General features: G+C 55.8%; 14 protein-coding genes. 2 read left to right on the top strand and 12 right to left on the bottom strand.

Features of this window, described 5'->3' with window-relative positions; all coding sequences use genetic code 11:
- Positions 1-48: 48 nt before the first annotated feature.
- The 8 genes from IB232_RS06680 to IB232_RS06645 all read right to left on the bottom strand — a co-directional run bounded on the left by IB232_RS06680 (position 49) and on the right by IB232_RS06645 (position 6,715).
- A complete protein-coding gene (locus IB232_RS06680; RefSeq protein WP_192397741.1) occupies positions 49-321 on the bottom strand; it encodes a hypothetical protein in 273 nt (90 codons plus the stop codon).
- 94 nt (positions 322-415) lie between these two features.
- Positions 416-664 (bottom strand): 30S ribosomal protein S21, encoded by a 249-nt coding sequence (gene rpsU, locus IB232_RS06675; protein ID WP_318652239.1) that lies wholly within the window; start codon positions 662-664, stop codon positions 416-418.
- A gap of 122 nt (positions 665-786) precedes the next feature.
- Positions 787-1,623 carry a S1 family peptidase gene (locus IB232_RS06670; RefSeq protein WP_192397740.1) on the bottom strand — a complete coding sequence of 279 codons (837 nt, stop codon included), beginning with the start codon at positions 1,621-1,623 and terminating at the stop codon, positions 787-789.
- A gap of 91 nt (positions 1,624-1,714) precedes the next feature.
- The gene (locus tag IB232_RS06665; RefSeq protein ID WP_192397739.1) at positions 1,715-2,341 is read right to left on the bottom strand and encodes an ankyrin repeat domain-containing protein; all 627 of its coding nucleotides are present in this window, start codon (positions 2,339-2,341) and stop codon (positions 1,715-1,717) included.
- A gap of 1,021 nt (positions 2,342-3,362) precedes the next feature.
- Positions 3,363-3,914, bottom strand: coding sequence for an RNA 2'-phosphotransferase (locus IB232_RS06660; RefSeq protein WP_192397738.1), 552 nt, complete (start codon positions 3,912-3,914; stop codon positions 3,363-3,365).
- A 926-nt stretch (positions 3,915-4,840) separates the two neighbouring features.
- Positions 4,841-5,104, bottom strand: a complete 264-nt coding sequence (locus tag IB232_RS06655; protein ID WP_192397737.1) for a hypothetical protein — start codon at positions 5,102-5,104, stop codon at positions 4,841-4,843.
- Between the two features lie 676 nt (positions 5,105-5,780).
- Positions 5,781-6,245, bottom strand: coding sequence for a hypothetical protein (locus tag IB232_RS06650; RefSeq protein ID WP_192397736.1), 465 nt, complete (start codon positions 6,243-6,245; stop codon positions 5,781-5,783).
- Positions 6,246-6,334: 89 nt separating this feature from the next.
- On the bottom strand, positions 6,335-6,715 hold the full coding sequence (locus IB232_RS06645; protein WP_192397735.1) for a hypothetical protein: 381 nt from the start codon (positions 6,713-6,715) through the stop codon (positions 6,335-6,337).
- Positions 6,716-6,876: 161 nt separating this feature from the next.
- Here IB232_RS06645 and IB232_RS06640 point away from each other — a divergent pair, with 161 nt between their 5' ends.
- Positions 6,877-7,842, top strand: coding sequence for an integron integrase (locus IB232_RS06640; protein ID WP_192397734.1), 966 nt, complete (start codon positions 6,877-6,879; stop codon positions 7,840-7,842).
- Between the two features lie 48 nt (positions 7,843-7,890).
- On the opposite strand, the gene rimO is transcribed toward IB232_RS06640, so the two are convergent.
- A complete protein-coding gene (gene rimO, locus IB232_RS06635) occupies positions 7,891-9,213 on the bottom strand; it encodes a 30S ribosomal protein S12 methylthiotransferase RimO (RefSeq protein ID WP_137971346.1) in 1,323 nt (440 codons plus the stop codon).
- Positions 9,214-9,419: 206 nt separating this feature from the next.
- Between rimO and IB232_RS06630 the strand changes: the two genes are divergently transcribed.
- On the top strand, positions 9,420-11,318 hold the full coding sequence (locus tag IB232_RS06630; protein WP_192397733.1) for a potassium transporter Kup: 1,899 nt from the start codon (positions 9,420-9,422) through the stop codon (positions 11,316-11,318).
- Here the strand turns inward: IB232_RS06630 and tcyN are convergent, their stop codons facing one another.
- The 3 genes from tcyN to tcyJ are packed head-to-tail and all read right to left on the bottom strand — an operon-like array spanning position 11,319 to position 13,536.
- Positions 11,319-12,074, bottom strand: coding sequence for an L-cystine ABC transporter ATP-binding protein TcyN (tcyN, locus tag IB232_RS06625; RefSeq protein ID WP_192397732.1), 756 nt, complete (start codon positions 12,072-12,074; stop codon positions 11,319-11,321). It lies immediately after the preceding gene.
- Positions 12,074-12,742, bottom strand: coding sequence for a cystine ABC transporter permease (gene tcyL, locus IB232_RS06620; protein WP_192397731.1), 669 nt, complete (start codon positions 12,740-12,742; stop codon positions 12,074-12,076). The genes tcyN and tcyL overlap by 1 nt, the downstream gene beginning before the upstream one ends.
- The gene (gene tcyJ, locus IB232_RS06615) at positions 12,739-13,536 is read right to left on the bottom strand and encodes a cystine ABC transporter substrate-binding protein (RefSeq protein WP_192397730.1); all 798 of its coding nucleotides are present in this window, start codon (positions 13,534-13,536) and stop codon (positions 12,739-12,741) included. Before tcyJ ends, tcyL begins: the two co-directional genes overlap by 4 nt.
- Positions 13,537-13,571 lie beyond the last annotated feature (35 nt).

Raw genomic sequence — 13,571 nt, 5'->3', positions numbered from 1 at the left:
GGCTTTAGCCGGTCCCGAGTGAGCGTAGCGAACGACTTGAACCACTAGTTAGGTTTCACTTCTGCGCTTAACTCTTTGCGTGAAGCCATGTTTCCTTGCCTCGTGATTTTGGAGTGATTCAATAGCATCCGGAAATCCGCTCTTGGCTGATTGAAATAGGTAAGTCTCTGCTTTTTCAAAAAGGCTTGTGTCATATGTGGACATTGCTTCTGAGTGCAGCAGTACAAATAGATGATGTTGAGCATCAGCATCGCCAGCCTCTGCTTTTGGCTCTAACTCTCGGATAGTCTCCCAAATCTTTTTTTCGATCTCGGATTGCATATGGAACCTAACGATTAAGCTAAGGGGCCGCGGAACGCGGTCCCAGCGAACGAAGTGAGCGCTTTGAGCGCATTGTTAGAAAACAATTGCACGACTAGCGCCCCGCAGCTGAATTGCCACTTTTAGAAAATTGCTCCTTAAGGCCAATTTTCAACCACAAATTACCACCTGACTGTATTGAAAGCTCTTTCATCTTTTTTGCCTTGCGCTTCAATATGGATGGTTTTTCGTAATAGCCAAATCTTCGCTTGTACCAGCGCCGATCTGTCTCGTGCTTTAACTTTTTCTTGAGTTTGCGGAGCGCAACCTCAATTGACTCACCAGCTTCTACTTTGACGGTCACTGTCATTTCTTGCGTTTTAGGGACTGACACCTGTCCATCTTTGGTTTCTAACGTTTGGTTAAGGGGCCGGCTTTAGCCGGTCCCAGCGAGCGTAGCGAGTGATTTGAACCAATTGTTATACGTCACTGCCCGGTTATGTTTCTAATTATTGGCTCAAAGTCTTTAATCTTGCTTGACTGTATAACTATTCCCAGATTGTTGGGTATAGAGGAAAGGGCTATGGCCCTTTGGCTTGTTGGGACTGGTTGAATGACGATATTTCCTTGCGCGGTATGTTGTGGGCCGGCATAGAGAACGCCTAATAGCCCAACTCGCGTTCCTATTATCGTATTGCCTTTTTTATCTGTGTAACTGCCGATGTTTGCTAGAAATACAGGCGATCCACTTGACCCTGGAAAGCAAGCGGCATCAATCAGAAATTCAGGAGCCCCATTGAATTCAATATTTGGATGCGTTGAGGTTATGCCTTTTCGGATAAGAGGCAGGTTATTTTTCTCATCCCAAATTCCATTTGGGTAACCGATCATCACTATGTCTTCCATTGAGGTTAATGATGTACGAATTGCAGTTGTTGGAATTATTGACTCATCAAGGATGACGTAGAAAAAATCAGAGCCCATTTCTTTTGCCTGATTTAAAAGTGGGCCTGCTAGAAAAATTGCTAGATCAATGTTGGGGTCTGGATGTTTTATGCATTGACTCTCAAAGTTGTCAAAGGTAATGCCTAAGTGCTCGCCGACCTTGGGAAATCCATTCTCGTCCCGTAAGGTCATGTGGAATTTACCCTTAACAGCCCCGGCTATAACATGTTTGTTGGTAATAATTGCGGGAATACATTGATCGCCATTTTTCAGGAAGCCGAAGAAGAATCCAGTTCCTGAAGACTTTTCGCCTTTATCGTTTTCGCACTCGATTCTTACTGTGGAGTGCACCAAACGATCAATAATTCCAAGCTCCATAATTACCTCGTGGCGTATAACGATTAAGCTAAGGGGCCGGCTTCGCCGGTCCCAGCGAACGGAGTGAGCGCTTTGAGCGCATTGTTAGGTCTCACGAGAATATTTCAGGGTAGTGCTTTATTAGAATTTCTTTCATTGCGGGCTTCCCGCTGAAGCGCTCACGATCCCTAGCTTCATCAATGATCGTTCTTCCACGGCAGTCTTTAACAGTTAGTTTGGGCTGGTAAGCACATAGTATTTCTAGGGCTACTAGGTCATTTTCGCGCCCTGCGCGTGTGAAAATAATAGCGGTGGAGCCGTCTGAGCCGATGGAATCAATATTTGCGCCTGCAGATAAAAGTGCCTTCATGATTTCGAAGTGGTGCCGGTTAGTAGCCCACATTAAGGCGCTCCAACCATGGTGTTCTGCATCAAGTTCGTCTAATGTCGCCCCAGCCTCAATGAGCTTATTGACCACAAGTAGATCGTTGCACATGGCGGCATGAATAACTGAGTTGTCTCCTGTTTGATACGCCCCAATCTCAATTAGTTGGCACGCAAGGTGACTACGTTTACGAAGAATACTTGCTGGCAGCGGAAATCGCCCCCACTCATCTTTGGCTCTTAATGTTCTCTTTTTTTGCGCAAATTTAAGGGCAAGAGCATCGTCGCCACGCTCAATGGCGTCAAAAATTCGGTGTCGCATTAAGCGTCGGAACCAGGTTTTGAGGGCGCCCAAGTAGTGCCCTATTGTTCCGGGCTCCCAAGCTATAACTATGGCCACAGTGTTACCTTTTTTTAAGACCTAACGATTAAGCTAAGGGGCCGGCTTCGCCGGTCCCAGCGAACGAAGTGAGCGCTTTGAGCGCATTGTTAGGTTGCATTTTGCACATGATAAGAGGCGAATGCGCTTTTAGACTGTATTTTCAACCCACTTATCTGGGGGTTGTTGTCTGACCCGGCCGAGCTCCAAGTGTAACGCTCGCCGGAGTAAGCGTGTATGAGTTCGGAGCTGTCCCAATAGAGACTTTCTAAAACTTTTTCATATTGGAATATCCAGTCATCATCAAGACACCAAAAATCTTTGTAGTAGGCTGCAAAGTGCATTAGGTGTCCGTAATAGCAGTGCCCTTGTGAGTTTTCGAGCAGGCTGAACATGGGGCTAATTATTAGTGCCTTAGAGTTCCCTAAACCTTCCAGAACTCGCCGGTTATGATTTTCAGCTTCTTTTTCCCTGCTAAGACAGTGAATGTGGCCGTAGACGATGCTGGACATTTTGAAATGTAACCTAACGATTAAGCTAAGGGGCCGGCTTCGCCGGTCCCAGCTCACGAAGTGAGCGCTTTGAGCGAATTGTTAGCGGATAGCGCATTATTTGGTGTCTATATTTATGCCGCATAAAGGACAATATTTTATTTTCTTTGGCAATGAAATAAAGTGGCCACTGTTCATTAGTGTTGGCCCGACATTGCCTTTACACGATGGGCATTTTGTTGAGAGTTTTATCGCTAGCATTGCCGCGAAACCAATGAAGAAGCCCACAAGAGACCAAGCGGTGGGTTGCTGACCTTGGTTGATCTGGTATTGAGCCAAGCCAGCGCTGACTAGCATGCCTCCATAAATGGCGGCGTTTGATACCCTTACTCGGGTATTGATGAAACTCCGAATTGTCAATGTAACCTCCCTGGCCGCTAACGTTTGGTTAAGGGGCCGGCTTTAGCCGGTCCCGAGTGAGCGAAGCGAACGACTTGAACCAGTTGTTAGGCCTCGTCGGGAAACTCAAGATAGGGTGGTGGGACAGCTTTTGTCAGCCAGACCCCATTCTCAGATTGATAAAACTCGTACCCATCCTGATGCATATCGGAAGCGCGAACTTTCAAAATAGCCGGCTTTCCGTGACGGGCACCTACTTCAACGGCCGTAGTCACTGCAGCCGATAGATGCACGTGCTGCCTAGAGCCAGGGATAAGGCCACTGGCCTGAATTGAAGGAATAAATCTCGTGGCTGTACCGTGGAATAGTGTGGTTGGTGGAGCAAGCCGGGTGAGTTTTAGATCTACGGCAATGGAATGCCCTTGATTAGCTCGGATTTTCTCACCAGATGCGTCAATGGAAAAACGCTTCTTTTCACTCGTGGCGACGATTTCTTGGATTATTTCTTTAGTCAGAGATATGTTTTTAGTGGTGGAAAGCTGAATGAGCTCTTCGAAACTCGCCCATCCTTCTGCATCGAGCGTAAGCCCTATTTCTTCTGGTTTATGGCGTAGAACAAGGCTCAGAAATTTGCTTTTAGATTCGAGTTGCTTAGACATGATGCATGTAGGCCTAACGATTAAGCTAACGGGCAGACAAAAGCGCAGCTTTTGGCTGTCCAGCGAACGAAGTGAGCGGCAGTTGAGCGCATTGTTAGAACACAGCTATGCACATACCCATTTGCCGTTCGGATTTTGATGTGCGCCAGTGTGTGCGCCACCAACTACCCATGTGCCATCCGGGTTCTGGTGGGCTCCCGTGTGTTCTCCGCCGCACACCCAGGTTCCGTTGGGATTTTGATGGGCTCCTGTATGCGCTCCGCCGCATACCCAAGTGCCGTTTGGGTTTTGGTGAGCTCCTGTATGTGCGCCACCGCATACCCAGGTGCCATTAGGATTCTGGTGCGCACCTGTATGAGCCCCGCCGCAAACCCATGTTCCGTCAGGATTTTGGTGGGCGCCGGTATGGCCTTTGTATGTTTTTTCTTCCTTCATTTATTGGCCCCTCCAAAGAATTTAAAGATGTGTTCTAACGTATGGTTAAGGGGCGGGCTTTAGCCCGTCCCAGTGAGCGTAGCGAACGGTTTGAACCATTTGTTAGGCGAAGTGCTCACCTATATATGGATTGATTAGTTCTACTACGTAGGTAAAGGACAGTCCAATGCACAGAATAATTGCAATGAATACCAGCGTAAGAAATTTGCTGCCGCCAAAACGTATATGCCACCACCATCGAAAATTGAGTAATCCGATAAGAATAAATGGCACAGTAACTAGTGTAATTGCCACCCCGATTGCTGTTTTGGGCTCCGTAACTAGAAACGAAGAAAGGGTTAGCAATACAACCATAACTGCTTTGTGGCGACGATTACTCGTTGGACTGTTCAATGGGATCGGTTTCATGTTCTGCCTAACGTTTGGTTAAGGGGCCGGCTTCGCCGGTCCCAGTGAGCGCAGCGAACGATTTGAACCAATTGTTAGACGCATTACTCCTGCTCTTTTTTGCGGAGTATGGCAACAAGCTCTTCAAGGCTTTTGGCTATGCGCTCGTTTGATTCAACGATTCGTTCATTGACTGCGTTTGTCTTTTTGGCGCCCAGGCGGATGGCTGCCCACATTAGGAAGAAAATTAGAACAACAGGGGCTGCTGCAATTATAAGGTTTTCGATTGCCGATTTTGATGCGGCTTCTGCGGCATAAGCAGAAAATGGAAGTGCAAGAGCAGAGGTGACGGCGATAGCCTTATTCATGTTTGATTGCACCTTATTTCCTTATGCGACTAACGTTTGGTTAAGGGGCCGCGGAACGCGGTCCCGAACGAGCGAAGCGAGTGGCTTGAACCAGTTGTTAGGCCCCTTTGCCGCGTATGCGAGTCCATAAGGACCGCTTTGGTGCTTTTGCGGACTGGCAACGCACGATAGCCGCCTCAAGTGTGCGACGAATATGGTCAAACGTTTCGGACGCCAGCGCAACCTGAAGCGGTTGAACGGCTTGAGGAACAGGTGACTTAGTGAGTGCATCAGCGACAAAGAGTCTCGTGCTTCGGCTCTGGGACTCAAGGCCCGAAATTACTTGATTAGGGAATCTAGCTACGAGGTGAGGAAGCAAGGTTGCATAGCGTTGCATCATGCGAAAGTAGTCATCCAGCTCATCGCAATTTACCTCTCCCGAAAGCTCTGCTTTTGCACGCTCCCCAAATATTGAATCTATTGTTGCAATGACATCGATCGTGTCTTGGGCATTGCATCGTCTGGCGATAGCGGCAGGGTCTGGGAAGCTTTCCGAATAGTCGAGACTAACGGGATCAACGCCAGCTGTTGCGTGGGAGATTAGGGATGCAAGATTATTTTTCATGGAGCCTAACGTTTGGTTAAGGGGCCGGCTTCGCCGGTCCCAGCGAACGGAGTGAGCGATTTGAACCAATTGTTAGGCTTTGCACGGGGTTAGAAGATGAAGAATAGAGTCAAATCTGCCAGGGGCGGCTACAGTTATTGACTCTTGCGATTTGTCGTTGTCATGGAAGCCTGATGTAGAGATGCCAATTTTTTTGAATAGCATTACCCCGACTCCTTCCAAAGGGCTGTCGTCAAGCCAACGTAAATATTGAATAGGATTTACAGCGCCAGTGCCTAATATCTTTACTGTTCCTATCCATGCCTCTAAGCCTGGATATAAAGTAATTTCGATAACTTCATCGTCTTGTGAGTTGTAGGTTACAGATAAGTGCTTGCCGTTACACTCCCAGAACTCTTCCCTCTCTTTGTTTCTGTTAAGCCTAGATCTATAAGGGCTAGTTTCAAAAAGCTCTGCTACCTCACTTGGTTTCATTCCAAAGACTATTGGTAGTACGCCTTTGCCAGGCTGGATAACTAGGTTTTCGCTGCTTTTCATGATGGCCTAACGATTAAGCTAAGGGGCCGGCTTTAGCCGGTCCCAGCGAACGAAGTGAGCGATTTGAGCGCATTGTTAGGTGCTTTGGCTCATATTAGGCTTCGCTCCAGTATAAGAGTAAGCTTGCCGTCTACATATAGATATTTTTTCGCCCACTCTCCTGTTTGAACCTCCGTTCGATGAATGTGTTCGAGCGATGTCTCTGTATGGGAAATAATCTGCGAGGGGTCTTCTGGGGAGTTGACCTCAACTATGACTGGCCATTCCTCTAATTCCTCAAATAGCAATTCTTTTCCATTGAAATTTGGCAGTATTCGTATGCTTTCGGCGTATTCATTGTCAGAGCGATAGTAGGCTCCCCAAAAAGAGCTGTCGTGCAAGAAAAACTTTACACTGAGAATTGCTTCTAGCCTGCTCTTAATTTCATCAATTGATGTGACTTTGGTGGCATACAAGTCGAATGTTTTCATATGGGCTATGGTGAGAGGCGCCTAACTATAAGTAGACGACACAAGTGGCGTAATATTTTCCGCCACATGTGTCGCATAACATTCCTTGTCGTCCGCTAAGTCCTTGTCTAGCCTGCAGATGGCATCAGGAGATGCGACATGAATCAGGGAGCAATTGCGACATGGATGACAAGCCCAAGCTGCTCGATCAGGTACGCGAGCAAATTCGCCTTCGACACTATTCGATTCGCACCGAAGCTGTCTATCTGGAGTGGGTCAAGCGCTATATCCGCTTTCACAAGTATCGTCATCCGCAAGAGATGGGGGGCCCGGAGGTCGAGGCTTTTCTAAGTGATCTTGCAGTGCGCCGGGATGTTTCGGCCTCTACGCAAAACCAGGCGTTGTCGGCGATTCTCTTCCTCTACAAGCAGGTGTTGCAGATCGAACTGCCGTGGATGGATGGCGTGATTAGGGCGCGCCGTCCGCAGCGTCTGCCGGTTGTGCTGACGCGGGAGGAGGTGGCGAGTGTGCTGGCACAGCTGGATGGCACGCTGTGGTTGATAGCCAGCCTGCTATATGGCTCCGGTATGCGCTTGATGGAAGTGCTGCGTTTGCGCGTTAAGGATGTGGAGTTTGCTCGCTTGGAAATCCTGATTCGGGATGGCAAGGGGCAGAAGGACAGGGTGACTATGCTGCCGCGTAAGCTGGCGGCGCCCCTGCAACTGCATTTGCAGCGGGTGCGAGCCCTGCATGATCAGGACCTGCAGGAAGGTTACGGTCGGGCGAACTTGCCCCATGCGCTAGCGCGCAAGTATCCGAACGCGGCGGCAGAGTGGGGCTGGCAGTTCGTGTTTCCGTCAATTAACCGATCCGCGGACCCGCGCTCTGGCGGCATCTTCCGTCACCATCTGCACGAGAAGACTATCCAGCGCGCGATCCGTAACGCAGTGCGGCGGGTCGGGCTGCATAAGCCGGCCACGCCGCATACCTTTCGCCACTCCTTTGCCACGCATCTGCTGGAGAGTGGGCAGGACATTCGTACCGTACAGGAGTTGCTCGGCCACTCCGATGTGAAGACCACGCAGATCTACACCCATGTGCTCAATCGCGGAGGCTTGGGAGTAATCAGCCCACTGGATCGGGCATAAAAAAGCCCCGCATTGGCGGGGCTTTTTCATTGCGGCGCGGAGAGGCTATCAGACCAGCTCGGCCCAGAGGTCGTACTCGTCGGCGTCGACGATGCGCACGCGGACCTTGTCGCCCGGCTGCACGCTGGTGGAGTCGATGAACACGCTGCCGTCGATCTCCGGGGCGTCGGCCCAGGAGCGGGCGACGGCACCTTCGTGGTCGACTTCGTCGATCAGCACTTCGATCTCGGTGCCGACCTTGCGCTGCAGGCGCGCGGCGGAAATCGCCTGCTGGTGCGCCATGAAACGATCCCAGCGATCCTGCTTGACGTCATCCGGTACCGGCTCCAGGCCCAGGTCGTTGGCTGGGGCGCCGTCCACAGGGCTGTATTGGAAGCAGCCGACGCGGTCGAGCTGGGCTTCGGTCAGCCAATCCAGCAGGTACTGGAAGTCTTCCTCGGTCTCGCCGGGGAAGCCGACGATGAAGGTGGAGCGGATGGTCAGTTCCGGGCAGATTTCGCGCCAGGACTTGATGCGCGCCAGGGTCTTGTCTTCGAAGGCCGGGCGCTTCATGGACTTGAGCACTTTCGGGCTGGCGTGCTGGAAGGGGATGTCCAGGTACGGCAGCAGCTTGCCGGCGGCCATCAGCGGGATCACGTCATCGACGTTCGGGTACGGGTAGACGTAGTGCAGGCGCACCCACACGCCCATGCTGGAGAGCGCTTCGCACAGCTCCTTCATGCGCGTCTTGACCGGCTGGCCTTCCCAGAAATCGGTCTTGTACTTGAGGTCAACACCGTAGGCGCTGGTGTCCTGGCTGATCACCAGCAGCTCTTTGACGCCGGCCTTGACCAGGCGCTGTGCTTCGGAGAGCACGTCACCCACCGGGCGGCTGACCAGCTTGCCGCGCATGGACGGGATGATGCAGAAGGCGCAGCTGTGGTTGCAGCCCTCGGAAATCTTCAGGTAGGCGTAGTGACGCGGGGTGAGCTTGATGCCCTGCGGCGGCACCAGGTCGACATAGGGGTTGTGGTCGGCCTTGGGTGGGATCACCTCGTGCACGGCGTTGACCACCTGCTCGTACTGCTGCGGGCCGGTGACGGCCAGCACGCTCGGGTGCACATCACGGATGGCGTTCTCGGACACGCCCATGCAGCCGGTGACGATCACCTTGCCGTTCTCGGCGATGGCTTCGCCGATGGTGTCCAGCGATTCGGCCTTGGCGCTGTCGATGAAGCCGCAGGTGTTGACCACCACCACGTCGGCATCCTGGTAGGTCGGGACGATCTCGTACCCTTCCATGCGCAGCTGGGTGAGGATGCGTTCGGAGTCGACGGTGGCCTTGGGGCAACCTAGGGAGACGAATCCGACTTTGGGCGTGGCGGTGGACATCGGGGGCTAACCTCAAACGGGCGCTCGGAAGGGCGCCTCTGATCAAAAAGTGCGCAATTCTAGCGGCAGCTTGCGTGCTTGAACAGCCTGACGGGACAACTGATCTATGCTCAGCCTGGCCGTCTGCAGCGAGCCGCGACAGCCCTGGATCGGGCTGAGCGGCGTGTTTCAGGTCGCGCTGCCCACTCGTCCGGATGGAGCCGCCCATGAGCGAAGTCGTCGCCGAGCACACTAAGTCGCCCCATGCCTCGTCCTCCATCGGCTTGCTGATTGGCGCGGTGGGCGTGGTCTACGGCGATATCGGCACCAGCCCGCTGTACACCCTCAAGGAGGTGTTCAACGGCGGCTATGGCGTGCAGGTGAATCACGAGGGCGTGCTCGGCGTGCTGTCGCTGATCTTCTGGTCGCTGATCTGGGTGGTGTCGATCAAGTACGTGCTGTTCGTGCTGCGCGCGGACAACCAGGGCGAGGGCGGGGTGATGGCGCTGACCGCGCTGGCCCGGCGTGCGGCCTCGCCCTATCCGCGGTTGCGGGTGGTACTGGTGCTGCTCGGCCTGTTCGGCGCCGGGCTGTTCTATGGCGACAGCATGATCACCCCGGCCATCTCGGTACTGTCGGCGGTGGAGGGCCTGGAGATCGCCTTCGCCGGGCTGGAGCACTGGGTGGTGCCGCTGGCGCTGATCCTGCTGGTGGGACTGTTCCTGATTCAGAAGCACGGCACCGCGCGCATCGGCATTCTGTTCGGGCCGGTGATGCTGCTGTGGTTCGTCACTCTGGGCGCACTGGGCGTGTACGGTATCGTTCATCAGCCGCAGGTGCTGCAGGCGCTCAACCCGTACTGGTGTATTCACTTCTTCATCGCCCACCCGGGCATTGGTGTGGCCATTCTCGGCGCGGTGGTGCTGGCGCTGACCGGCGCCGAGGCGTTGTATGCCGACATGGGCCATTTCGGCCGCCAGCCCATCGCCCGCGCCTGGTTCCTGCTGGTGCTGCCGGGGCTGGTGCTGAACTACTTCGGCCAGGGGGCGATGCTGCTGGACAACCCGGAGGCAGCGCGCAATCCCTTCTATCTATTGGCGCCGGGCTGGGCGCTGCTGCCGCTGGTGGGGCTGGCCACTTTTGCCACCATCGTCGCGTCCCAGGCGGTGATCTCCGGCGCCTTCTCGCTGACCCGCCAGGCCATCCAGCTCGGCTACATCCCGCGCATGCACATCCAGCACACCTCAGATGCGGAGCAGGGGCAGATCTATATCGCTGCGGTGAACTGGGCGCTGATGGTCGCCGTGGTGGTGCTGGTGCTGGGCTTCGAGTCGTCCGATGCCCTGGCCGCAGCCTATGGGGTGGCGGTGACCGGCACCATGCTGATCACCACGCTGCTGTCGGCGGCCGTGGTGCTGTTGCTATGGAAGGCGCCGCGCTGGTTCGCCATTCCGCTGTTGCTGGTGTTCTTCCTGGTGGATTCGCTGTTCTTCGCCGCCAACGTACCGAAGATCTTCCAGGGCGGAGCCTTCCCGGTGATCGCCGGGTTGGCGGTGTTCGCCCTGATGACCACCTGGAAGCGCGGCCGTCACCTGCTGGTGGAGCGTCTGGACGACAACGCCTTGCCGCTGCCGATCTTCATCTCCAGCCTGCGCGGCCAGCCGCCGCTGCGGGTGCGCGGCACGGCGGTGTTCCTCACCGCGCGCTCCGACGCCGTGCCCCACGCGCTGCTGCATAACCTGCTGCACAACCAGGTGTTGCACGAACAGATAGTGCTGCTCACGGTGGCCAGCGAAGACCTGCCGCGGGTGCTGCCGGAGCGGCGCTTCGAGGTGGAGGCCTATGGCGATGGCTTCTTCCGGGTGATCCTGCACTTCGGCTTCATGGAGGAGCCGGACGTGCCGGAAGCGCTGCGCCTGTGCCATCTCAACGAGCTGGACTTCAGCCCGATGAGCACCACCTGGTTCCTCAGCCGCGAGACGGTGGTGGCCAGCAAGCGCTTCGGCATGGCGCGCTGGCGCGAGGCGCTGTTCGCCTTCCTGCTGCGCAACGCCAACAGCAACCTGCGCTTCTTCAAGCTGCCGCTGAACCGGGTGATCGAACTGGGTACCCAGGTGGAGATCTGATCAGCCCTGGCGGTCGAGCAGAAACTTGCTGAGGAACTGCCGGGTGCGTTCTTCCTTCGGTGCGCTGAACAGCGTCTTGGCCTCGCCCTGTTCGACTATCACACCCTGGTCGATAAAGATCGCCCGGTTGGCCACGTCGCGGGCGAAGCTCATCTCGTGGGTGACGATGACCATGGTGCGCTTCTCCTCGGCGAGGCCGCGGATGGTCGCCAGCACTTCGCCGACCAGCTCCGGGTCGAGTGCCGAGGTAGGCTCGTCGAACAGGATCACGTCCGGCTGCATGGCCAGTGCGCGGGCGACGGCCACGCGCTGCTGCTGGCCGCCGGAGAGGCGCTTGGGATAAGCGTCCTCCTTGCCGCTTAAACCGACCTTGGCCAACAGGGCGCGGCCGCGTTCGATGGCCTGGGTGCGTGGCTCCTTCTTCACCTGCACCGGACCCTCGATAACGTTCTCCAAGGCGGTGCGGTGGGGGAACAGGTTGAAGTTCTGGAACACGAAGCCGACATGCTGGCGCAGCTTGCGTACCAGGCCCTGCTGGGCCTTGAGTGGCTGGTCGGCGTCGATGGCGATGCTGCCGACGCTGATCTGCCCGCCGCTGGGTTCTTCCAGCAGGTTGAGGCAGCGCAGCAGGGTGGTCTTGCCCGAGCCGCTGGGGCCGATGATGGCCACCACCTCGCCGGGAGCGACGTCCAGGTCGATGCCCTTGAGTACTTCCTGGCCCTTGAAGGCCTTTCTGAGGTTGCGCACGGAAATCATCAGGAGTCCTGCTCGTGGCGGTTGACCCGCGCCTCGAGGCGCGCCTGGAAGTGCGCCAGGATGCTGGCCAGCACCCAGTAGATCAGCGCGGCGGCCAGGTACATGGTGAAGATCTCGAAGGTGCGCGCAGTGATCAGCTGCGCTTGGCGGAACAGCTCCGGCACCTGGATGGTGGCGGCCAGCGCGGTGTCCTTGACCAGCGAGATAAAGCTGTTGCCCAGCGGCGGCAGCGCGGTGCGCGCGGCCTGGGGCAGGATGGCGCGGTACAGGGTCTGTGCCCGGCTCATGCCGATGCTCGCCGCCGCTTCCCACTGACCACGGTCGATGGAGGCGATGGCGGCACGCAGAATCTCGGAGGTATAGGCGCCCATGTTCAGCGAGAAACCGATCAGGGCGGCGGTCAGCGGCTCCAGCTGGATGCCCAGCTGGGGCAGACCGTAATAGATCATGAACAGCTGGACCAGCAGCGGCGTGCCGCGGAAGAACGATACGTAGATCCGCGACAGCCACTGCAACGGCCAGTAGCCGTACAGCCGCAGCAGGGCCAGGGTAAAGCCGAGCAGCAGTCCGAAGAACATGCCGCCCAGGCTCAGTACCACCGTCCACAGGGTGCCCTTCAGCAGAAAGGGCAGGGAGTCCAGCGCAAGCTGCAGGCTGGTTTCGATCATTGGGTGACGTCAGCCTTGAACCATTTCTCGGAGAGTTGCTTGAGGGTGCCGTCGGCCTTCAGCTTGGCCAGCGCCTTGTCGATGGCGGCCAGCAGCTGCGGGTTGCCCTTGCGCAGGGCGATGCCGGCCTCCTGGCGGGAGAAGGCGTCGCCAGCCACGGCCAGCCGGCCACCGGTTTTCTCGACCATCTCGAAGGCGGCCAGGCGGTCGACCAGGATCACATCGATGCGGCCGACGTTGAGGTCCTGGAATTTGGTCGGGTCATCGTCGTAGGTGCGGATGTCGGCCTGCGGCACGTTTTCCTTCAGCCACTGCTCATAGTTGGTGCCCAGGCCCACACCGACCTTCTTGCCGGCCAGGTCGGCGGCGCTCTTGATGCTGTCGCCATCGGCTTTGCGGGTCAGCGCCTGGATGCCGGAGACGGTGTAGGGGGCGGAGAAGTCGTACTTCTTCTTGCGCTCGTCGGAGATGGTCACCTGGTTGATCACCACGTCCAGACGCTTGGACTCCAGGGCGGCGAGGATGCCGTCCCACTTGGTCGGCTGGAATTCGGCGCTGACGCCTAGTTCCTTGGCCAGGGCCTCGGCCAGCTCGACTTCGAAGCCGGTGAGCTTGCCGTTCTCGTCCTGGTAGTTGAAGGGCGGATAGGTGCCTTCTAGGCCGACCTTGAGCGCGCCATTGGCCTTGACCTCGTCCAGCAGGTCGGCGGCGAAGCTGGGGGTGGCCAGGCTGGCACCGAGCAGCAGGCTCAGGCTGCCGAGAAGGAAGTGACGACGCAGAGTAGTGAATTTCATGGGATGCCTCTTATGCAGTGGGCGGAAAGTCGGGC

The organism is Pseudomonas sp. PDM15, from assembly GCF_014851565.1.
In the GTDB taxonomy this organism is placed as follows: domain Bacteria; phylum Pseudomonadota; class Gammaproteobacteria; order Pseudomonadales; family Pseudomonadaceae; genus Aquipseudomonas.
Note: the sequence above shows the minus strand (reverse complement) of the source record. Positions and strands in the feature narration are given on the sequence as shown.